This is a genomic window from Pseudenhygromyxa sp. WMMC2535 (assembly GCF_011083025.2).
The window spans coordinates 1,568,295-1,588,764 of the sequence record NZ_JABJWV010000001.1 but is presented as its reverse complement, the minus strand read 5'-3'; the positions used below and the strand labels follow the sequence as shown (position 1 = coordinate 1,588,764).

Below are 20,470 nucleotides of genomic sequence, written 5' to 3'. Positions count from 1 at the left end.
ACCCTGAGGGCGTCCGCCGAACACGGCGCCGACCTCAGATCAGAAAGCTTCACATGTTGCTCGCACTACTCGCCAAAGCCGAGTACCCCAAGGCGCCCCTCGACCTCCAGCTCGACGTTGGATGGCTGGCGCTGCTCATCGTCGCCCTGATGGTGCTGTGGACCTGGACTCGCGCAGAGTCCTTCCGCCGCGCGATCTTTGCCCGCGAAGACCCGCGCTTGTTCGCCCTGTGGCGCATCGGCCTCGGGGTGATGACCATCCAGAACTTCTGGAACCTGCTGCTCCACTGGCGGATGCTGTGGACCGACGAGGGCATGTTCACCGACGACGAGGCGCGCTCGCGCCTGGGTCGGGCGGCGCTCTCGGGCTGGACCGAGGTCGACGGCTTCCTCGACGGCTGGGCGGTGCTCAAGTTCTTCTGGGGCAAGTATTCGCTGCTCTTCTTCGACAGCAACCCCGAGTTCGTGTGGGCCTACCTGGCCGCGCTCTTCGTGCTGCTCGTGCTGTTCACCGTGGGCTTCCGCTCGCGGGTGCTCTCGGTGGTGCTGCTGATCATGATCAACAGCATCTACAACCGAAACTCGGTCTACCTCGAGGGCCACGACACGGTGTTCCGCTGCCTGTGGCTGTACACGATCTTCGCGCGCACCGACGAGGCCTGGTCCGTCGACAACTGGCTGCGCCAGCGGCGAGAGCGGCGGCTGGTGGAGCAGCTGCGCGCGGGCACGGTCGCCTATGACTGGCGCCACTTCCTGGACCGCGCCGGGCACTGGCTGACCGGCTGCGCCGCCGGGCTGTGGTTTTGCGCGCACACGGGCTTCACCAACAAGCACGTGCTCGGGGTGACGATCCTCGGGCTGTCGTTCTCGGCGCTGGTCGGGGTGTTCGAGCTGCGCCGGCGCAAGTCGGCCATGGACGCCGGCAGCCTCGAGATCCACGATCCGGTCCGCTTCCAGCTGATCCCCGCGTGGCCGCGCTACCTGTTCATCATCCAGCTGATGATCATCTACTGCGCCACGGGTCTGTGGAAGACCGGCCCGGTGTGGCAGCGCGGCGACGCGCTCTACTACGCGCTGAACATGGATCACTTCTACCGATTCGAGGGCTTCACCCAGGTGGTGAGCTTTTGGTTCGGAACCAACATGTTCAAGCTGATGAGCTGGGTGACGCTGTGGTGGGAGAAGCTCTTCCCGCTGATCGGCGTCGGCCTGATCCTCGGCTGGGGCCTGCGCTACGAGAACGAGCCGTGGTACCAGGCCCAGAACGTCTGGTGGCGCAAGTGGCTGGGTCGCCTGAGCTTGATCGGCGTGTGGCTGGCGGCCTGGCGCCTGGCGGTCATCGCCCTGCCCTGGTGCCTGGCCCTCCAGGCCGACAAGAGCCCGACCCCCGCCGACGCGGGGCTGCGCGCGGTCCACATCGTGTTCGCCGCGGTCCTCCCGGGCCTGGTCGCGCTGTGGTTCGTGCTCGGGCGCTGGCAGCTGAAGATCAAAAAGCCCCTGCGCCTGCGCAAGATCACCGGCAGCGAGGAGGAGCACTTCGTCATCGGTCAGCAGTTCATGCGCAACTGGCTGTTTGGCCGGCGCCTGTGGCTGACCCTCGGGGTCATCTTCCACGGGATTTTGTTCGTGTTCATGAACATCGGGATGTTCCCGCTGATCATGATGTGGATCTACGTGGCCTACTTCGAGGCGGGGTCCTTCCTGAAGATCTTCAGGTGGTTCGCCGTGCAGCTGCGGCGCTGGAAGGCCACGCGCTGGCTCGCGCCCAAGTGGTGCGACGCGGCCCTCGCCGAGGACGACTCGGTGCTCGAGACCACCGCGCAGACCTGGCGTCGCGACGGCGCTGGGCCGTGGTGGCTCGACCCCTGGCGGCTGCTCGCCGCGCCCTTCTTGCTGATCACCCGCAAGGCCACCCTCGCCGAGGTCGCCAGCGACGCGCAGGAGCGTGGCGCTCGCATCCCCGACGCCCTGGTCCTGGCCCTGGGCGTGGTCTTGTTCGCGCTCATGGGCCTGCGCGGCCTCGAGGCCAAGACCGAGGCCGACATGGAGGCCGAGCACGGCGAGGTGGGGGTCGAGCAGAGCCCCGAGGACGCGGCCTCTGCCCGGGAGGCGCGCAAGCTCGAGGCCGTGGCCAAGCGCGAGCGCATCGAGGGGCTGGGCGACGCCACCTGGTGGTGGGCCTACGCCGTCTTGGGCTTCGCCGCGGTCTCGCACTTCCGCAAGCGCGGGCCCTTCGATCGGGTCGTCGCGGGCGAGCCTGGTCAGCCTGGTCAGCCTGGTCAGCCTGATCAGGCCGCGGCCAGCGACGCGACCGCGGACGGGGAGGCCGCGAGCGAGGACGAGGACGCGACCGTCGAGGAGGCGCCGGAGGCTGCCAAGGCGAGCAAGCCCGCGTCCGGGGCGAGCAAGCCCGAGTCCGGGGCGAGCGAGCCCGCGCCGGGCCTGGCGACGCCGCCGCTGATCCCCGGCACGCTGATGCGGACGATCGTGCTCGGCTTCATGGCCTGGCACTTCTCCGCGGTGACGGCCCTGTTCATCCCCACCTACTCGGTCACCCAGGCCTGGCGCGGCGACGTGTCCAAGGTCTTTGGCGGTTGGGCCCGCGGGCTCAACGTGACCCAGAGCTGGAAGATGTTCTCGCCCAACCCGCCGCGCTCGAACACCTTCATGCGCACGGTGGTCGTCGACCAGGACGAAGAGCCCTACATGGTCGGCAAGGACCACTACACCAACCGCCCGAAGGTGTTTTGGTACAACGACCGCGAGCGCAAGATGCACCGGCGGATGGTCGGCAAGAGCAAGTGGTACCTGAAGTACTGGGGCCAATATCACTGCCGCAAGTGGGCCTTCGAGCACGACGGGCAGCTGCCCAAGGAGGTCAAGGTCCTGCGCCTCAAGACCAACATCCCCAAGCCCGAGAGCCTGAAGGGCCCCTCGGATCCGCGCGAGCGCAAGCTCAAGCGCAACGTGGTCGAGACCTACACCTGCAAGTCCGACGACGTCGCGCCCGACATGAAGCAGCGTCGCGGCTGGCCGCTGACCGAGCGCGACGAGGATCGCCTCGAGTCCGAGGCCCGTCGCCTCGAGCGCTCGGTCGAGAGCACGCGCGAGAGCTGGGCGAAGCGCACCGACTTTGGCGGTGAGCCCCGCAAAAAGCGCGACGACGACAAGAACCAAGACGAGAGCGATGGCGAGAAGAAGGGCGCGGCCAAGGCCGACAAACCCAAATTCCGCACGCGCAAGCGCAAATGAGCCTCGCCTGTCTCGCTCCCCTCGGGCCCGCTGGGCCCGTCACCTCGAATCGAAGCATCTCCTGTCCCATGCATGACTCGAAAGGCCACCTATGAGCCCGGTGTTGTTGGCGCTGGCCAAGAAAAAAGAGATCGACGTCTCGGCGCACATCGACGTGGCGACGCAGTCGCTGTGGATCGCCGCCGCCTTGGTCCTGCTCTTCTTCATCCTCCGCCCCGAGCTGTGGCGGCGGCTGTGGTTCGATCGCATCGACCCGCGCCCGGCGGCCCTGGCTCGCATCGCCCTGGGCATCACCATCATCTGGAACTTCGCCGACCTGCTGGTGCTCCAGGGGGAGTGGCTGTTCACGGATCAGGGCCTGCTGCTGACCGAGATGGCCCGCAAGAACTACGGGGGCAAGTTCCGCACGCTGTGGGACCCCGAGTTCGGCTTCGAGCACTGGTGGGACATCTTCATGGTGTTCACCGACCGCTGGTCGGTGCTCTTCATCCGCAGCGATCCGCCCTTCACCTACACGGTCTTCGGCCTGCTCTTGCTGTCCGCGAGCCTGATGACCCTGGGGATCTGGACGCGGGTGACGACCGTCTTGACCTGGCTGCTGGTCCTCCAGATCTACGCCTACAACCCGATCTACTTCAGCGGCGGCGACACGGTCGTGCGGATCAGCGCCTACCTGGCGATCTTCGTCGACTGGGGCCAGGCCTTCTCGGTGGACGCGTGGCGAAGGCGGCGCAAGGCCGTGCTCGGGGGGGCGACGAGCATCCCCCAGTACAAGCGCATCGCCGCCTGGCCGATCCGCTTCTTCATGCTCCAGCTGGCCTGCATCTACTGCGCGACCGGCCTGCTCAAGAGCGGCACGACCTGGGCCAACGGCTCTTCGCTCTACTACGCCCTCAACCTCGACCACTTCTACCGCATGCCGATGCACTCGATCGCGGCGTGGGGCCACAAGCTCTACATCACGCGGACGATGGCCTGGGTGGTCCACTGGTGGGAGATCCTCTTCCCGCTGATCTTCCTCGGTGAGCTCTTGCGCGGCTGGGACCGCGACAAGGACGCGGGCACCTGGCAGGGCCCCGTCCCGCGCTGGACGCTCTACGCCCTGGCCCTGGCCGGCTCGGTGCTCGCCGTGTGGACGGCGCCGCTGTGGGCTCGGCCGCTGCCGCTGGTGCTGCTCGCCGGCTTGATCGCCGCGGATCGCCTGTGGCTGAAGGAGCCCGACAAGTCGGGCAAGGGCGCGGTCTCATGGACGATCCGCGGGCTCAGCTGGCTGTGCGTGATCGGCTTCTTCGTGGTCGGCGCGTTCATGGCCGACCTCTCGGTGCTCTACTACTACAAGATCCCCAAGAAGGGGCCGGCGTGGCTGGCCAACAAGGATCTGCTGCGGACGCTGGCGGCGACCGGCGCGATCGTGATCCCCGCGGTCACGGCCGTCGTGATCCTCTCGCTGCGCAAGTGGGCGCCGCGGGCCTACCTCTTCGTCCGCGACTGGCTCCTGGGCAAGCGGGTGTGGCTGACCATGGGCTTCTTGCTGCACATGGGCATCGACCTGTCGATGAACGTGGGGCTCTTCGTCCAGGTCATGTACGCCTCGTACCCGCTGTGGCTCTCGGGGCGTGACATCGACGCGATGTGGCGGGTGCTGCTGTGGCGCGCGGCCAAGCCCGGCGAGGGCGAGCGCCCGGCGCTGCCCGAGGGTGGCTTCGCTCGCTTGGTCCGCAAGCTGACGGGGCCGCTCGAGTGGCTCAGGTATCGAGTCCAGCCCGACCCCTGGGTCGTCGTCCACGCCGGGAGCGAGGCCGCTGTGCGCCGAGCCGCGCTGCTGCGCTGCTGGGACGAGGGCAAGCGCCTGGACTTCGAGCTCGACGCCGACTGCAAGGACGTGCTGACCCTGCGCAGCCCCAGCGGAGAGGTCTTCGAGGGCCGCGCCGCCGGTGACAAGCTCGTGCCCATGCTCCCCGGCCTGTGGTGGCTGTGGGGCCTGTGGGTCGCGTGCGGGCTGCTGGCGGCCGTCGCCGTGGTCGCCAGCATGACCCAGGCCGGTGCGCTGCTGAGCATGCACCCGATCTTGCGGCTGATCGTCACCGTGCTGATCGCCTTGGTCCTGCAGATGCCCTTCGTGTTCGTGGGCCGCAAGCTCAACGGCGCGCTGGCGCTCAAGCTCCTGTGTCAGAAGGCATGAGCGAGGTGGGCGCGAGGGCCGGCGGTGATCCGCGCTGGCGGCCCCGCGCCCGCGACCTGATGCTCGCGGCGCTCTTCGTGTTTGGCTGGCTGGTGCCCGTGGGCATCAGCGCCTGGCGGGGGGCGCCGCCTGCGAATTGGCCGCGCCACGCCCGTGACCTCTACGCCGTCAGCTGCCTGTTTGGCGAGGCTTCCGAGCGCATCAGCGTGTTCTATGTCCAGGTCCGCCGCGAGGGCGAGCGGGGCTGGCACTACGTCGACGAGGGCGCCTACTTCGAGCTCGAGCCCTTTGGTCACCGGACGCGCTTCGATCGCTTCATGGCGCGCTTCGGCTACCAGGAGCGCGCTGGGGCCACGGCCCGGCGCGAGCTCGCGACCTGGCTCGCCGCCCGCGAGGACGAGCGCGAGGGCGCGCGCGGGCGGGTGGTCGCGGTGCGCTTCTTGTGGACTGACCGCCACATCGATCCCGAGCACCCGCCAACGGGGAGGTGGCGCAAGCTGGCCCCCAGCGAGCTCGGCGCGCAGCCCATGCGCCAGCTCGGCGAGGTGGTGGTCATCGCCGCCGAGGGGGGCAAGCCGTGAGCCCGGCGCGCTGGGGTCGGGCCGCGCTCGCCTGGGCCTTCGAGCCCGACTGCGGCCTGCGCCTGCAGGCCTTTCGCTGGACCCTGACCTTCGCGCTGCTGGTCTACACCGTCGCTTGGTCCCTCGATGCTGGGGAGTGGCTGACCGCGGCCGGCTATCACGTGAGCCCGGCGGCCTCGCGCGGCTTTCAGCTGCCCGTCCCCTTGCTGCCCGCCGCCGCGGTGCCGGTGTTCTTGGTCATCTACATTGGCAGCATGGTCGCGGTGCTCTCTGGCCTGCGCCCGCGTCTGTTTTGCTGGCCGATCTTCCTGGGTCTGCTCTATGTCACCGCGGCGGATCGGCTCGCCGCCTTCTCCATGAACAAGATCGCGCTGGCGGCCTACGCCGTGCTCCTGCTCGCGCCCTGGGCGAGCGCGGATGCTGGGGTAGGGTCGGAGCCCGAGGGGCGAGGCGAGCGAGCGCGCGAGGCCGCGGGGGAGCAGCTCGAGCTGCGCTCGCGCTGGCCGATCCGCATCCTCCAGATCACCTTGATCTTGCAGTACCTCGGCGCGGGGATCTGCAAGCTGCGCGGCGACTGGCTCGAGAGCGGACAGGTGCTCTCGCTACAGGTCCAAGGTGTGTTCATGACCGACCTGGCGGCTTGGATGGTCCGCGCGCTGCCAACATGGATCTGGGCGGGCCTCCAGCACGGGGCCCTGGCCTTCGAATTGGCCGCGCCGCTGCTCTTTGCATCACGCAGGCTGCGACCGCTGGCCTTTGTCTGGGGCGTGGCGATGCACCTGGCGATCGGCCTGATGATGTATCGCGTGGGTTTCTTTTCGCTCTCGGTCGTCGCCTTCTATGTGCTCTTCCTGGACGCGGACACGCTCCGTCGGCTGATCGGCCGAGCGGCCTGAAACTGCCTTCAGCGCGGCTACGCTGCGATTCAGGCCAGATCTCGGGTTCGAGGGCACCGAGAGCCTTGGTACCCACGCAATGGTTGCCGCTCCTGCGGGCGATGGGTACCCTGGTTGCACGGGGCGAGGGCCCCCGGATCGAGAAGCTCAGAGAGATGTCAACGAAACTGTTTGTCGGCGGACTGCCTTGGGCGATGGATAACCAGCGCCTCAAGGAGGTCTTCGCCGAGTTTGGAGTCCTGGAAGATGCCCGGGTCATCCTGGACCGGGAGACCGGTCGTTCTCGTGGTTTTGGGTTCGTGACCTACGCCGATGATGAAGGCGCAGAGAAGGCCCTCCAGCTCGATGGCCAGGAGGTCGATGGGCGACGGATCCGCGTGGATCGGGCGCAAGAAAAAGAGCGCGGTGGAGGCCGAGGCCGGCCGCGTCCTGGCGGGGGAGGAGGAGGAGGCGGCGGCGGCGGCCGGAGCTTCGACGGAGGCGGTGGTGGAGGCCGGGGTCGAGGTGGTGGCGGAGGAGGAGGAGGCTTTCCTCCGCGCGAGTTTGCTGATGATTGGGGTCGAGGTGGTGGCGATGGTGGAGGTGGTGGTGATGATCGTCGGGGTCGGAAGGGGAAAGGGAAGGGGCGCTCGCGTCGGCGTGGTGGCCGAGGAGGGCGCGGGGGTGGTGGGGATGGCTTCGACCATGGGGGTGGGGGGGACTTCGGGGACTACTAGAGGGCTGCTTTAGCCCCCCGTGGTGCGTCAGCGACTGGGGCCATGCACGTCCGCCCGCTCCGCGGACGAACGCCGGGGCTGCTTTAGCCCCCCGTGGTGCGTCAGCGACTGGGGCCATGCACGTCCGCCCGCTCCGCGGACGAACGCCCCCTCTGCGAGGGGGATGGGCTGGGTATGTAGTTGGCGGTGAGCACGTAGTGACCCCCCGGAGGGGGGTCTAGGGCCTTCCCCTGGGGGAGGTGGTGCTCATTGGGATGGGTGAGGCCTTCCCCTGGGGGAGATGGGTGCTCATTGGAATGGGTGGGCCTTTCCCTGGGAGATGGGTGCTCATTGAAATCGATGAGACCTTCTCCTCGGGCGGAGGCGTTTTTTGGGGGCTAGTGTGCGCGCCTGAGACCCTTCAAGTCCCCTGGCGCGCACACTAGCTAGGAGCCCGTGGTGAAACCCAACACGACACCTCGCTTGATCTTTTCGCCGAGTGCGTTGTCACCAAAACTTGCAGTACGCCCGGTACAGCGGCGTTTTGGCTTCGCGCCCTCGACGAAAATCCCGGCGCCAGGAGCCGCGCTGGGTTCCACCACGGGCTCCTAGGGCGTAGAGGGCGAGGAGGAGCAGCAGGCTCGGGGGGAGTCCTCGGCGGGCGGGGGTGGCGGTGCAGGTGCAGCCCTCGGCGTCCTGGTCGTCTTGGGGGAGGTCGGTGTCGCTCTCGCCATCGCCGAGCTCGTCGGCGGAGCCGAGCTCGTCTTCGGCGTCGAGCTCGTCGCCTGCGTCGGCGCTGGTCGTGCTGGTCTCGGTGTCGCTGGTGTCCTCGGAGTCGGAGTCGGAGTCGGAGTCGGAGTTGGAGCTGGAGCCGGAGTCCTCGGTGCTTGGGCCGATGCTCGAGTCGCTGTCGTCTTCGGCCGCGTCGTCCATGGGGACGGGGTCGGGGTCGTCGTTGGAGGTGCCCATGGCGGGGGCGTCGTAGCAACCGAGGGTGCAGCAGGGGTCGTAGTCGAGCTCGAGCATGAGCTGCGCGAGGGCCTGCTCGAGCTCGGCTTGGTTGTTGGCCTGGATGTGGCCAAACTGGCCGCCGGAGCCCCACTGGGCCATGTCGTCGAGGGTCTGCATGGCCGCGCTGTTGCCCAGGGCGTCACCAAAGCCGATCACGCGGGTGACGACGCCTGCGTCGAACATGGCCGCGAGCGGGGCCTGGACCTGGGCGTCGGTGGCGTAGCCGGCGTAGAGGCCGTCGGTGATCAGGATGTTGAGGTAGGGGGTGGTGGCGCTGGTCGGGTGGAGGGCGCCCAGGGAGAGGCCGTCGAGGTGGTATTGCGCCTGGTTGGCGGCGATCAGCTCGAGGCCGAGGTTGGTGTAGGTGCCCGAGCCGGCGCAGAAGCTGCTGCCCTCACAGCGGGGCATGTGGCTGAGGGTCTGGACGTCGAAGCCGGGCGGGTCCTCGAGGGCGCCGTCTTTGAAGGTCCAGGTGATCGGTGGCCCGCCCCAGGGGTCGTCGCAGCCCGGGAGCGCGCACGAGGTCTGGGGATCCAGGGCCCAGGCGAAGTTGTCGATCATGCAGGGGTTGTACTGGACCAGCAGCTCCTGCTCGCCGGGCTCCGGCTGGCCGTGACCGAACACGGCGAGGCCAAAGTAGGCGACCTCGCCGGCCCTGAGCGCGTCGGCGAGCTCGACGTCCATGATCGAGCTGTCGCCGGCGAGGGCGTCGCGGGCCTGGTCCCAGAGCGTCTCGCCCTGGGGACCTGGCGTGGCGCCGCCGTCGATGTTGAGCATCGAAGACGAGGCGTCGAGGAGGATCATGACCCGCGGCGTGGTCGCGACGCAGGCGGGCTCGCCGGTGGCGGCGAAGGCCGCGTCGCCCGCTTCGGCGACGGCCGCCTCGAGGCTCGCGGGGGTGTCGGTGTGGAGCGCCGCCACGCTCCCGCCGGCGAGGGCGAGGCTGTCGGCGGCGGCCTGGGCCTGGGCGTCTCCGTCCACGGTGATCACGAAGCTGGGGACACCCTGCTCCTCGAAGAGTGCGCTCGCGGTGATCCCCGGGTCCTCCGCGGCGGGTGAGAGGGTGGCGCTGCCGTCCGGGCTGGTCCACGCGCCGTCGGTGAGCACGATGATCGCGTAGGGCCGCTGGTCGCCGTCGTCGGGGTGGTCGGCCTTGGTCTGGGCGATCTGTGCGGCGACGCGATCGAGGGCGCCTTTGGTCCAGCCCTCGATGCCCTCGAGGGCGCCCTCGGCCGGCGGCCCGGCGGCGGCCAGGGCCTGGATCAGCGCCGATCCCTGGCAGTCGAGGTAGACGCCCTGCTCGTCGTCCCAGGCGAGGTCGATGGCCTGGCCGTCGATCAGCCCGGAGTCGTCGACCGCGATGCTCGTGCCCGGGCTGTCGGGGTCGGGGTCGTGGCCAAAGCGGAGCAACGACAGACGGGTGTTGGCGTTGAAGTAGCTGTCGGCTGCGACCAGCTCGGCGAGCGCGTTTTCGCTCGCCTCCCAGCGGGTCTGATCGTCCAGACCCATGGGCAGGTTCATCGACGTCGAGTAGTCGAGGACGATCACCACATTGGGCCTGAGGACGGAGCAGCTGGCCTCTTCGGGGCAGTCTCCGTCCGCGCGAGCAGGCTGCTCGCGGCCGCCGAACACGAAGGCAGCGGCGATGCCAGCGAGCAGGGCCAGTTGCAGGGCGCGGCGCTTGGTCAGCAGAGGCGCGTCTCTCATCTTTGGGTAGTGGAACGCGCAGCCAAGTTGGGGTGGACATTTCGCTCGTTGCTCGAGGCCGACGTGGTCATGGCCCGGCGCTGGCATCAAACGGTGATAGTCTCATCTGTGCCTACCATGGCACGGACCGCGACGATCGACTGCTGTGGACGGAGTTCAATGGACACAGCTGGAACAGCGCACGACAGATTGGAACGGGGCAGACCAGGAATGGGCCGACCTTGACCGATTTCTTTGGCACGGTGCACTGTGTGCACCGTGGCATTAGTGGAAACATTATTTGGGCGAGCAGCTTCAACCGGCCGTCCGGGACCCAAGGGAGCTGGAGCGAGTGGCGGGACACCGGCCTGAGGAGCGCCGCCGAGCCTGCCCTGGTCGGCTACCGTGACAAGAACGTGGACGCGAGCGTGAGGAATCAGCTCCTGATGGCCTTCCGCGGGGAATAGTCCGCTCTTCGCTCGCTCCGCGGATCTCAGCCTGCCCCGTCATCAGGGGCACAACCAATGCGCCGACAGGCGCGGGCAGGAAGCCGGCAACGCGACCATCGGCGTCTCATTTTAGCCCTCGGCTTTTCGATCTTCGTCGATCTCGGCGCGCAGCTGCATAGCCTCGGCCTCGGCCGCCGCGTGGGCGCCGGCTCGCGCCGCCTCGACGGCCCGGTCCGCGGCCGCGCGCGCGTCGTCGAGCTGACCGGCGGCTCGCCGGGCGTGAGCGAGCTCGAGCCAGGCCGCGGCGCGCTCGTTCTCCTCGCGGGGGCTGTGGAAGCATTTCTAGCGTCGTGACCCGAGCAGCGTCGCCGCGCCGGCGATCCACAGCAGCACCAGCAGCAGCGTCGGCAGGAAGTTCTGCTGGCCGAGCGCCTCGAACTCGCGGGGCAGCAGCAGCAGCGCCGCGAGCAGGCCGGCGATCGCCAGCTTGGCCGGCCAGCGCTCGCTTCGGCCCCACAGCCAGGTGATCGTGCACGCGGCGGGCGGGATCAGGACGATGAAGCCGTAGTTCTTCAGCCGCGGCCAGGTGAGGGTCAGCGCCAGGATCGCGAACATCAGCCGCGTGACCACCGGCTGCTCGCGCGCGCGCCACAGCACCCCGATCGAGCCCGCGATCACGATCAGCACCGCCAGCACCACGAGGGCAGGCGTCGCGCCGAGGTGGAGCAGCGCGGCCGCGAGTGACGGGGCGTTGTAGCCTCCCTCGCTGAAGGTGGCGTCCTGGGCCGCGACGTACCAGCTCTCGCTCGGTCCGGGGAACAGGGCGAGGCCGAGCAGCAGGTAGGCCGACAGGCCGGCGAGGGCGAGGACCAGCGGCCGCCAGCCGTGACGCGGATCGACGACCAGCGCGAGCGCGGCCATGCTGATCAGCTCGAGCTTGAACACGGCCGCGCACGCGATCAGCCCGGCGAACGCGAGCCGCCGCCCCGCGAGCAGGGCGGCGACGCCGGACCACAGCAGCGCCTGCTCGAACACCGAGACGTTGCCGCTGTTGAGGTCGATCTGGATCGCGTAGGCCCACAGCGTCGCGGTCACCAGCGGGACCCAAGGCCCGAGCCGACGGGTCCACGCCCAGACCAGGCCGGCCAGCAGCGCGAGCTTGAGGCCGAGCACCAGCAGGCCCGCGCGGGCCAGCTCCATGGCGGCCAGCGGCGCGAACAGGGCCACGGTCAACGGCGGGTAGTAGCAGCTCAGCAGGTCGTGCTGGCCGGACACGCGGGCCAGCTCCGCGGCGTCGTAGGGATCGAAGCCGGCCAGCAGCGCGGGCGCGGCGTGGGTGTAGACGGCGAGGTCCCAGGGGCGCAGCGAGGTGACGCCGTCGAGCTGGTCCAGGGCCGTGCTAGCGAGGGCCCACAGGCCCAGGAGCAGGATGAGTGTCGCGCCGCGCTCGTGGGGGCCCTCGTCGCGGGTGGGCTGGATCCGTCGCTCGCCGCGGGTGGTCGGGTCGCGCAGCTCGACGATCAGGGCCCAGACACCGAGCGCGACGAGGACGATCAGGATGGGCTCGACGTCGGACAGGTCCCTGAGGTACTCCGCGAACACGGGCCCAGGCTATCAGGCGGCGCCGGGTGAGCGCGCGTGGTCGCGGTACCGATCGAGTGCAGCTCCCAGCAGGCCCCAGCAACGAAGCTCACGGCTGCTGCCCGAGCGGCTTCGAGGGCCTCGCCCCATGCTGTTTTTCGGCCGACGCACGGGCTCCTAGGAGCCCGTGGTGAAACCCAACACGACACCTCGCTTGGTCTTTTCGCCGAGTGCGTTGTCGCCAAAACTTGCAGTACGCCCGGTACAGCTGCGTTTTGGCTTCGCGCCCTCGACGAAAATCCCAGCGCCAGGAGCCGCGCTGGGTTCCACCACGGGCTCCTAGTACGACTTGATCACATCCGCGAGGGCCTGATCGGTGGCCCCCGTGGGTCGATGTCACGTCCGCACATGGGACAGTGACCCAGCAAGTGAAGCAGGACCACTTGTAGCAACGCTCGGAATGCCTGGATGGTCAGCCCCGGCTCGGCTCGCTGTGCTTTCCGCCTCCGGGTCCTCCGGGGAAAAAATCACGCGGTGGAGCGTGAGAAAGGCGTGAGCCGCGGCGACCAGGGCGACGTGGTGGTGGAAGCCTCGCCATGTTCGTCCCTCGAAGTGGTCGAGGCCGAGCTCCCCTTTCATCTCCTGGTAGTCCCGTTCGATCCGCCAGCGAAGCTTGGCCAGGTAGACCAGCCTCTTGACCGTGGTCTTCGCGGGCAAGTTCGACAAATAAAACGCGGTTGGCTCCTTCTTCTTGTAGGACCACTCACACAGCAGCCACTGCACTTCACCCGGTGGGTGCCCTGACCGATGCCGGTGCGCGGTTCGGATGCGTAGCACCGCGAAGCGCCGCCGCTGAGGCCCGCGCGTCCCGTGGCGCCATTCGACGTGACGGAAGCGCCTGGCAGGCAAGCTCTTCGCCAGCTCTTCGACCGAGACGGGCTCGACTCCTTCGGGGGAGACCCACTTTGTTCGTGGCCGCCCCCTGGTGCCGGGAGCTTTGGACGGAGGAGGGCTCGGGCACGTCCCTGGCGGCCATACGACCGCGTTGCCGGAGATGCGCAGTACGTAGTGGAGCCCGCGTTCTTCGAGTCCCTTGCGGAATTCCGTCGAGTCGCCGTAGGCCGCGTCGGCGAGCACCGGTCGAGGCGCGAGCCCCCATTCGAGGGCGCGGTCGAGCATGCCGAGGCCGAGCTCGAGCTTCGTTTGATGGGAGAGCTCCTCGGGGACGCCTGCCTTGGTCCGGCGCCTTGGGTCGTTGGCCCAGACCTCGGGAAGAAACAAGCGCATGCCGATGCAAGCGCCGCCCGCCTCGCTGGCGAGGTGGAGGCTTGCTGCGACCTGGCAATTGTCGACGCGGCCCATCGTCCCCGAGTACTGACGCTGTACCCCGACGGAGTGCTTGCCCTTCTTGGGGAAGCCGGTGTCGTCGATGACGAAGGCGTCGAGGCCCGGGAGCTTGTCCTCGACGCGCAGGGCGAGTCGGCGAAACAGCTCCCACTCGTCCCAATCAGCGATCGTGATCGCCTGCTGGAGTCGCTGGCGGATGGCTTCGCTGTCACCGGGCGCGGCTGCGAGGCGCTGAGCGATGGGCACCATGCTCTTGCGCTCGCCATCGAGGAGAAGCCCACGCATGTAGTTGGCGAGGGCCTCGCGCCGCTCGCTGCGACCCATCTGATGAGTGATGTAGCCGAGAAACTCCTCGAGTTCGGCCCCCACCCGGGAGATTTGTTCTGGAGTCACCCCCGCAGCAGATCACAGCTGGGGATCGTTGTCGATCCCCATCTGACCAAGTAGTCCTAGATCCCGTTGCAGATGTCGTCGAGGCAAAAGTAGATGCCGCTGCAGTCGGCGTCGGTGCAGCACGGGTACTGAAATTTGCCGTCGCCCGTGCACACGAGGTTGCCGTGATTGCACTCGTACCAGGCGCTGCAGTCATCATCCAGCCAGAAGATCTCGCAGGGCTGGTTCTCGCCGCCGTCCCAACACTGGCCGCGCACGCAGAACATCGCGTCGTTGATGCAGTCCGAGACGTCGACGCAGGGATCGGCCAGGCTGCCGTCCCAGCAGTGGCCCTCGACGCAGTGCGGGAACTGGCCGGGGCACTCGTCATCGCTGGCGCACGCGCCCGCGTCGTACTCGGTGATGCAGTGCACGGTCGAGGGCGGCTGATCGCAGGCCTCGCACAGCAAGCTGCCACCGACGAAGCCGAGCGACTCGCAGCTGAGATCGCCAAACTGGATGCCGTCGCAGGTCTCGTCATTGGCGAGGACCCCGTCGTGGCAGGGGTCTTCGCAGGCCGGCGGTTCATCGGTCTCGCACAGCGCGGCGTCTAAAGAGCAGATCTCGCTGCACAGCAAGGTCCCGCCATCGAAGCCGAGCGCGACGCAATCGAAGCCGTGGAGGTCGTCGCCCTCGCACTGCTCCGGAGGCTCGATGATGCCGTTGCCGCACTCGGGCTCGACGGGCCCGGTGGTCTCGGTCTCGCCGGTCTCGCCGGTCTCGCCGGTCTCGCCGGTCTCGCCCGTCTCGGGCGCGCCGGTCTCACTCGTCTCGGCCCCGCTGGTCTCGGTCGTCGCCCCGCTGCTCGCGTCCGTCATCGAGCCGCTGCTCGACTCGCCGCTGGTCGCTTCGCCCGAACCCGCAGGAGGCACACACGCAGCTGCCACGGACAACAGCACGAGGACACCGACCCGACGCATGAGCGCAATCTACCACCTTCACTCGATACCGTGCAGGCCAGCGAACCCAGCGGAGATGACATCCAATGCAGGGTCGGTGGGAGCGTGAACATCTCGCCAGCTTGAGAGCTGGGGTGCATGTCGCAACAGCCTCGACACCGAGCCGACCCTCGGCGCGCTCGTCGGTGGAGGCTTCGTCGTCGGGCTTCACCACGGGCTCCGAGGGCACCTTTCATGGCCTGCTGATCGAAGGGTCCTAGCCGGTAGGCCCGAGCGTAGCGAGGGTGCGGTGCCGCGAAACGGTGCCGGGGCTAGCAAAGTAAGCCCTGCTAGTGTGCGCGCCAGAGGACTTGAAGGGTCTCAGGCGCCGGACCGCCGGTTGCTGACGAGGCGCGAGGAGGGAGTCTGTCGGGCACAAATGACTGACGAGCAACGAAGTCAGCGGCCGGTGCTCCAAGCTTGGGGCCCTTCAAGTCCTCTGGCGCGCACACTAGACCGGCAGCTCCAGTCTGCGGCCGCGCTCGACGTAGGTCCACACCCGCATGCTCTGCGCAGGACAAGGCCGACAGCTCGGCGTCCTTTCCGCAATGCCTCGTATGGACGGGAACCGAGCGTTTTCTCGGATGAGTTGGCGCCAGATTGGGCCACGGGTGCCGCGCGATGCTCGATCATGTAGCGTGGCTCGCCGTGGCTGACCGCACCGCACTGCTCATCATCGACGTCCAGCAAGGTCTCGTCGACGAAGGGCCGTGGAACTTCGCTTCTGTGCTCGCCAACATCGAGACGTTGCTCAGTGCGGCTCGGGCCGCCGGAGCGCAGGTCATCTTTGTGCGCGACGTTCGTGTGGAGCCCGGCCTCGAGCTCGCTCCAAGCCTCGTGCCTGCGCCCGACGAACCCGTCGTCGACAAAGGGTTCTGCAACGCGCTGCTCGACACCGATCTTCAGCAACAACTGGGGCAGCGCGGCATCGGCAAGGCCGTTGTTGTCGGCATGCAGACCGACTACTGCATCGACTCGACCTGCCGCGCCGTGGCGGCGGCGGGCTACGAGGTGCAGCTGGTCCGCGAAGGTCACACTACCTTTTCAACCGATACGCTCGAAGCCGAGCAGATCGTCGCGCACCACAACCACATTCTGCGCGAGCTCGCCGCGGGCGCAGGCTCGGTGCAAAGGGTGCCGCTCTCAGAGCTTTGCTTCGCTCGAGGCACCCGCGTCGAGGTTCTCTAGCATGGCCAAGAAAAAGCGCCGGGAGATCGTCAGCGACGACGTGCCGCTGACCTCCAACCCCTTCGCCGGCCTCGCGGGGGCCCTCGGCCCGCTGCCCGAAGGTCCGCCCGTCGAGGCCGAGCCAGCGCCGCCCGAGCCGAGGCCGAAGCCTGCGGCGCCCGCCAGCGCGCGGGTGATCGTGCGCCGGCAAAAGAAGGGCCAGGGCGGCAAGGCGGCGACCTTCGTCGAGGGCCTCGCGGCCGAGCAGCGGACCACCATGCTCGCCGCGCTCAAGCGCGAGCTCGGCTGCAGCGGTCGGATCGAGGGCGAGGCCGTGGTCCTCGGGACCAAAGACCACGCCCGCGTCGCGCGATGGTTCGAGGCCGCGGGCGTCGGGCAAGTCGTGCTTGGGAATTAGGCTTTGGACAATCATTCGAGCCGTCTTCGTTCAAGACGAGCAGGAGAGCATGGAGCACCCAGGCCGGTGCTTGGCCCAGTCGGGGCGCTTGGCGGCGAGATGCTCGCGTCCGGGCTGCTCGTCGTAGGGCGCCCGGAGCACGGCCTGGAGCTCGTGGAGCATGTCCTGGTCGCCCGCCTCGGCGCGCTCGATGGCCTGCTGGGCCAGGTAGTTGCGCAGCACGTACTTGGGGTTGGCGGCGTTCATTCGGGCGCGGCGCTGGGCGGGGTCGTGGCCCTCGCCGCGGACCTTGGCCGTGAGCGCGCGCAGCCACGCGAGGGTCTCGGCGCGGGCGCGCGGGCGGAGGTCCTCGTAGTAGGCGGGGAGCAGGGGCGCGAGCAGGGACTCGTCGTCGCAGTCCTCGGCCAGGGGGAGGTCGGCGAGGGCGCGGTAAAAGAGGGTCATGTCGGTGCTCGTGGTCGCGAGCTGGGTGAGCAGCTCGTCGACGAGCCACAGGCCCGAGCGTGGATCTTCGGCGTCCTCGTCCGTGCGCAGCTCGGCGAGGCCGAGCTTGGCGGCGAAGCTGGTCAGGGTGTGGCGGTCGAGGGCGGCGGCGTAGGCGTCCATGCCGGCCTGGAGCGGGGCTTCGTCGCCGATCAGCGGGCGCAGGGCGGCGGCCATGCGCAGCAGGTTCCAGGCGGCGATGCGCGGCTGGTTGCCGAAGCGATAGCGGCGGGTGCTGGCGTCGGTGGTGTTCGGCGTCCAGTCGGGGTCGTAGTCGTCGATCCATCCGTAGGGGCCGTAGTCGATGGTCAGGCCGAGGATCGACATGTTGTCGGTGTTCATCACCCCGTGCACGAAGCCGACGCGCATCCAGTGGGCGATCATCTCGGCGGTGCGCTCGGCGATCTCGACGAACCACCGGGCGTAGCGCTGGGGATCTCCGGCGGCGTGGGCCGAGGCGAGGGCGGGGAAGTGGGTCTCGATGGCGTAGTCGGCCAGGCGCGCGAGGGTGGCTCGGTCGTCGCGGGCGGCGAAGAGCTCGAAGTTGCCGAAGCGCAGGAAGCTGGGGGCGACGCGGCAGACGATCGCGCCGGGCTCGGGGCGCGGGTGGCCGTCGTAGAACATGTCGCGCACGACCGCGTCGCCGGTGGTGACCAGCGAGAGCGCCCGGGTGGTCGGCACGCCGAGGTGGTGCATGGCCTCGCTGCACAAGAACTCGCGGACCGAGGAGCGCAGCACGGCCCGGCCGTCGCCCATGCGCGAGTAGGGCGTGGGCCCGGCGCCCTTGAGCTGGAGCTCCCAGCGCTGGCCGCCCTCGCCGAGGACCTCGCCCAGGGAGATCGCCCGGCCGTCGCCGAGCTGGTCCGCCCAGTTGCCGAACTGATGGCCGCCGTAGCAGGCGGCGAAGGGCGCCATGCCGGGGAGCTGCTCGACGCCGGCGAACACCTGGGCCAGGCGCGCGGCGAGGTCCGGGTCGGTTTGCGGATCCGCAGGCAGGCCGAGGCGCTGGGCGAGCTCGCCGGACCAGGCGAGCAGCGCGGGGTTGGAGACCGGCGTGGGATCCACCCGCGAGTAGCACGCGCCGAGCACCTGGCGGCGGTAGTTCTTGGGCTCGGGGTCGGCGGGGAGCGCTCGGACGAAGCTGTTGTCGAAGCGCAGGGCGAGCTCAGCTGCTGGGGCCTGCATCTGGCCCCAGCATGACCGCGTTTGGGCGCAGCTCCAACCAGGCGAGGGGCGCGGGCCCGCTCACGGCCACCAGTCGAGCAGCGCGGGGAGCAGGCGCTCGGCCCAGGCGCTCTCGTTGTGCGGGGCGTCGGGGGTCCAGCGGTAGAACAAGTCGAGCTCGTCGACCCAGCCGAGCGCGCGCAGCGAGTCGGCGAGCTCGAGGTTGCCGCAGTAGTTGTCGGCGCCGTCCTCGGGGCAGCCCAGGCCCGGGCCGCCGCCGCTGTCGAGGTAGATGCGCAGGCCCTCGGGCGGGTCCTGGGCGTAGCCGTCGATGATCGTCGGGTTGTCGAGGCCGATGCTGCCCCAGGTGACGGTGCCCGACATCGAGGCGAGGGCGGAGAAGTGTTCGGGGTGGCGCTGGGCGATGTAGAGGCTGACCAGGCCGCCGAGCGAGGCGCCCATCACCGCCGCGCCCTCGGGGGCCGGGGCGAGGGCGTAGCGGCTGGCGACGAAGGGCTGGACGCCCTCGACCAGGAAGTCGGCGTAGGCGTCGGCGAGGCCGCCGTAGACCGTGCCGTCGATCTCGTCCTCGACCTGGGTGTACTCGTCCATGCGCGCCGGCGTGTTGTCGACGCCGACGACGATCAGCGGGTCGATGAGCGCGGCCGCGATGGCCTCGTCGAGGGTCTCGCTGACCTGCCAGCCGCCCCACAGCGCGTCGGGGGCGAACAGGTTCTGGCCGTCGTGCATGTAGAGCACGCGCAGCGCTGGCTCGCTTTGGGCGGCGGCGGGCAGGTAGACCGTGATGTCCCGGGGCGCGAGTTCGCCGGCCGCCATGTCGAAGTCCGGCCAGCGCTCGTGGTGGCTGCGCCCGGGGATCGCGTCGATCTGCGCGTACTCGCCGAACGCGTCCCAGCCGAAGCGCCGGGCCAGGGGATCGGCGAAGTACTCGCCCGCGGACTCGAATTTGTAGAGGCCGTCGAGCTCGTCGAGGTCGCTGTCGAAGGCGGCGTAGAAGCCGGGGACGATCTCGTCGAAGACGAGGGCGCCGGGCGTCCAGTCGTTGAAGTCGCCGACCACGGACAGGCTCAGGCCGGACTCGCCGCGGTAGATCGCGCCGAACTCTCGACTGTTGCAGCGCAGGGGGAAGCCGTGGTCGCCGTAGCTGACCTCCGCGATGAAGCTGGAGATCAGCGCAGCTTGCTCGTCGGCGTCGCCCTCGTCTTGGAGGAGCTGGATCAAGTGCTCGAGGTGCGTGCATTCGGTGTCCTCGACGAGCGCGAAGTCGGGGAGGCTGCCGTCGTCGAGGGTCGCCGTGGAGTCGTCAGAGGCGCTGTCGGAGGCGTCCTCAGCCGTCTCGCCGTAGGTCCCGACCCCCTCGCTCTCGCCGCTGGTCTCCGCCCCTTCGTCGTCTGCGGTGGGCTGGCGGATGGCGCAGCCGAGGAGGGCGAAGGTGGTGGAGGTCAGGACAAGCGAGGCCAGGGAGGACGCGCGCACCTCGCTACTATAGCCCGTGAACCGCGGCGACCGCGTCGAGATCGAAGCCGCCGGCGCCCTGCTGGCCGGGGTCGCAGTAGGGCGTCTCGCCGAGGGCCTCCCAGTACTCGCGGCTGCGGTCGCGGATGCGCACGTAGAACACCTGCGCGGGGGCCTGGGCCAGGGCGGCGAGGTCGAAGGCGTCGCCGCCGGCGAGCTCGGGGTCCAGAGGGTCGATCCCGCTGTCGGGGAGCGCGGCCGTGGGCGTGACGCCGGCGCAGCCCGTGGTCGTGACGGGGTCACAGGGGAATTCGTGCCAGGTCTCCCCGTCCTCGCTGACGGCGACCTCGCCGGGCTCGGGGAAGCTGAGGTCGAAGGGGTTTTCGAACACGATCAGGTCGGCGCCCGGGCCGTCGAGGATCCCCGGCTCGTCGAAGGCCAAGATGATCTCGCCTTCGCAGCCGAGGCTGGCGACGTCGAGGTTGCCGCCCGGCGGGCCGAGGACGATCTCGGGCAGGCGGTCGTGGCCAAAGCTGGCCATGGGGGCGGCGGCGAGCTCGAACACGGCGTCGGCGTAGGGATCGCTCGCGGGGTCGGGGTCCTCTGCGGCGCAAGCCGTGAGTGCCAGGCCGCAGGCGAAGGTGCTGGCCAGGGAGCGACCGAGGCTGCGCTGCGCGATGAACATGGCCTGCATGACTAACGGGGGCCTCGTC

General features: G+C 69.1%; 17 protein-coding genes. 10 read left to right on the top strand and 7 right to left on the bottom strand.

Annotated features, from left to right (window positions below; genetic code table 11):
• Positions 1-53: 53 nt before the first annotated feature.
• The 5 genes from G6O69_RS05905 (at position 54) to G6O69_RS41490 (ending at position 7,626) form a co-directional block, all read left to right on the top strand.
• The gene (locus G6O69_RS05905) at positions 54-3,251 is read left to right on the top strand and encodes a hypothetical protein (protein ID WP_172302551.1); all 3,198 of its coding nucleotides are present in this window, start codon (positions 54-56) and stop codon (positions 3,249-3,251) included.
• A 91-nt stretch (positions 3,252-3,342) separates the two neighbouring features.
• Positions 3,343-5,433 (top strand): HTTM domain-containing protein, encoded by a 2,091-nt coding sequence (locus tag G6O69_RS05900; protein ID WP_172302550.1) that lies wholly within the window; start codon positions 3,343-3,345, stop codon positions 5,431-5,433.
• The gene (locus G6O69_RS05895; RefSeq protein WP_172302549.1) at positions 5,430-6,014 is read left to right on the top strand and encodes a hypothetical protein; all 585 of its coding nucleotides are present in this window, start codon (positions 5,430-5,432) and stop codon (positions 6,012-6,014) included. The genes G6O69_RS05900 and G6O69_RS05895 overlap by 4 nt, the downstream gene beginning before the upstream one ends.
• Entirely contained in the window at positions 6,011-6,910 is a 900-nt protein-coding gene (locus G6O69_RS05890) for an HTTM domain-containing protein (protein ID WP_172302548.1), read from the top strand. The genes G6O69_RS05895 and G6O69_RS05890 overlap by 4 nt, the downstream gene beginning before the upstream one ends.
• A 101-nt stretch (positions 6,911-7,011) precedes the next feature.
• Complete coding sequence (locus G6O69_RS41490; RefSeq protein ID WP_346017008.1) at positions 7,012-7,626, top strand: RNA-binding protein; 615 nt, start codon at positions 7,012-7,014, stop codon at positions 7,624-7,626.
• 486 nt (positions 7,627-8,112) lie between these two features.
• Here G6O69_RS41490 and G6O69_RS41485 read toward each other — a convergent pair whose 3' ends face one another.
• Positions 8,113-10,323 carry a VWA domain-containing protein gene (locus tag G6O69_RS41485; protein ID WP_172302547.1) on the bottom strand — a complete coding sequence of 737 codons (2,211 nt, stop codon included), beginning with the start codon at positions 10,321-10,323 and terminating at the stop codon, positions 8,113-8,115.
• Between the two features lie 221 nt (positions 10,324-10,544).
• On the opposite strand from G6O69_RS41485, the gene G6O69_RS05875 reads away from it, so the two are divergent.
• Positions 10,545-10,769 carry a hypothetical protein gene (locus G6O69_RS05875; protein ID WP_176396657.1) on the top strand — a complete coding sequence of 75 codons (225 nt, stop codon included), beginning with the start codon at positions 10,545-10,547 and terminating at the stop codon, positions 10,767-10,769.
• Between the two features lie 57 nt (positions 10,770-10,826).
• Entirely contained in the window at positions 10,827-11,105 is a 279-nt protein-coding gene (locus G6O69_RS05870) for a hypothetical protein (RefSeq protein WP_172302546.1), read from the top strand.
• Here the strand turns inward: G6O69_RS05870 and G6O69_RS05865 are convergent.
• The 3 genes from G6O69_RS05865 to G6O69_RS05855 form a co-directional block, all read right to left on the bottom strand.
• Positions 11,094-12,353 (bottom strand): glycosyltransferase 87 family protein, encoded by a 1,260-nt coding sequence (locus tag G6O69_RS05865; RefSeq protein ID WP_172302545.1) that lies wholly within the window; start codon positions 12,351-12,353, stop codon positions 11,094-11,096. The genes G6O69_RS05870 and G6O69_RS05865 overlap by 12 nt on opposite strands.
• A 375-nt stretch (positions 12,354-12,728) precedes the next feature.
• Positions 12,729-14,072, bottom strand: a complete 1,344-nt coding sequence (locus G6O69_RS05860) for an IS701 family transposase (protein ID WP_172302544.1) — start codon at positions 14,070-14,072, stop codon at positions 12,729-12,731.
• Between the two features lie 56 nt (positions 14,073-14,128).
• The gene (locus G6O69_RS05855) at positions 14,129-15,031 is read right to left on the bottom strand and encodes a hypothetical protein (protein WP_176396656.1); all 903 of its coding nucleotides are present in this window, start codon (positions 15,029-15,031) and stop codon (positions 14,129-14,131) included.
• A 113-nt stretch (positions 15,032-15,144) separates the two neighbouring features.
• Between G6O69_RS05855 and G6O69_RS39845 the strand changes: the two genes are divergently transcribed.
• The 3 genes from G6O69_RS39845 (at position 15,145) to G6O69_RS05845 (ending at position 16,634) form a co-directional block, all read left to right on the top strand.
• Entirely contained in the window at positions 15,145-15,270 is a 126-nt protein-coding gene (locus G6O69_RS39845) for a hypothetical protein (RefSeq protein WP_255215712.1), read from the top strand.
• A gap of 427 nt (positions 15,271-15,697) precedes the next feature.
• A complete protein-coding gene (locus G6O69_RS05850) occupies positions 15,698-16,237 on the top strand; it encodes an isochorismatase family protein (RefSeq protein ID WP_172302542.1) in 540 nt (179 codons plus the stop codon).
• A gap of 1 nt (position 16,238) precedes the next feature.
• Positions 16,239-16,634 (top strand): translation initiation factor, encoded by a 396-nt coding sequence (locus tag G6O69_RS05845; RefSeq protein WP_172302541.1) that lies wholly within the window; start codon positions 16,239-16,241, stop codon positions 16,632-16,634.
• Between the two features lie 30 nt (positions 16,635-16,664).
• On the opposite strand, the gene G6O69_RS05840 is transcribed toward G6O69_RS05845, so the two are convergent.
• Genes G6O69_RS05840 through G6O69_RS05830 form a run of 3 tightly spaced genes read right to left on the bottom strand, consistent with a single transcriptional unit; the run spans position 16,665 to position 20,442 of the window.
• Positions 16,665-18,302 carry a protein adenylyltransferase SelO gene (locus G6O69_RS05840; protein ID WP_172302540.1) on the bottom strand — a complete coding sequence of 546 codons (1,638 nt, stop codon included), beginning with the start codon at positions 18,300-18,302 and terminating at the stop codon, positions 16,665-16,667.
• Between the two features lie 60 nt (positions 18,303-18,362).
• Positions 18,363-19,778, bottom strand: coding sequence for an alpha/beta hydrolase-fold protein (locus G6O69_RS41950; RefSeq protein ID WP_172302539.1), 1,416 nt, complete (start codon positions 19,776-19,778; stop codon positions 18,363-18,365).
• A gap of 7 nt (positions 19,779-19,785) precedes the next feature.
• Complete coding sequence (locus G6O69_RS05830; RefSeq protein WP_172302538.1) at positions 19,786-20,442, bottom strand: cell surface protein; 657 nt, start codon at positions 20,440-20,442, stop codon at positions 19,786-19,788.
• Positions 20,443-20,470 lie beyond the last annotated feature (28 nt).

Excerpts from the sequence above, each read along its gene's own strand:
- G6O69_RS05840 (WP_172302540.1), bottom strand. The coding sequence starts at position 18,302 with ATGCAGGCCCCAGCAGCTGAGCTCGCCCTGCGCTTCGACAACAGCTTC.
- G6O69_RS05845 (WP_172302541.1), top strand. The coding sequence starts at position 16,239 with ATGGCCAAGAAAAAGCGCCGGGAGATCGTCAGCGACGACGTGCCGCTG.
- G6O69_RS05855 (WP_176396656.1), bottom strand. The coding sequence starts at position 15,031 with ATGCGTCGGGTCGGTGTCCTCGTGCTGTTGTCCGTGGCAGCTGCGTGT.
- G6O69_RS05830 (WP_172302538.1), bottom strand. The coding sequence starts at position 20,442 with ATGTTCATCGCGCAGCGCAGCCTCGGTCGCTCCCTGGCCAGCACCTTC.
- G6O69_RS05870 (WP_172302546.1), top strand. The coding sequence starts at position 10,827 with ATGCGCCGACAGGCGCGGGCAGGAAGCCGGCAACGCGACCATCGGCGT.
- G6O69_RS05900 (WP_172302550.1), top strand. The coding sequence starts at position 3,343 with ATGAGCCCGGTGTTGTTGGCGCTGGCCAAGAAAAAAGAGATCGACGTC.
- G6O69_RS41490 (WP_346017008.1), top strand. The coding sequence starts at position 7,012 with ATGGGTACCCTGGTTGCACGGGGCGAGGGCCCCCGGATCGAGAAGCTC.
- G6O69_RS05895 (WP_172302549.1), top strand. The coding sequence starts at position 5,430 with ATGAGCGAGGTGGGCGCGAGGGCCGGCGGTGATCCGCGCTGGCGGCCC.
- G6O69_RS41485 (WP_172302547.1), bottom strand. The coding sequence starts at position 10,323 with ATGAGAGACGCGCCTCTGCTGACCAAGCGCCGCGCCCTGCAACTGGCC.
- G6O69_RS05905 (WP_172302551.1), top strand. The coding sequence starts at position 54 with ATGTTGCTCGCACTACTCGCCAAAGCCGAGTACCCCAAGGCGCCCCTC.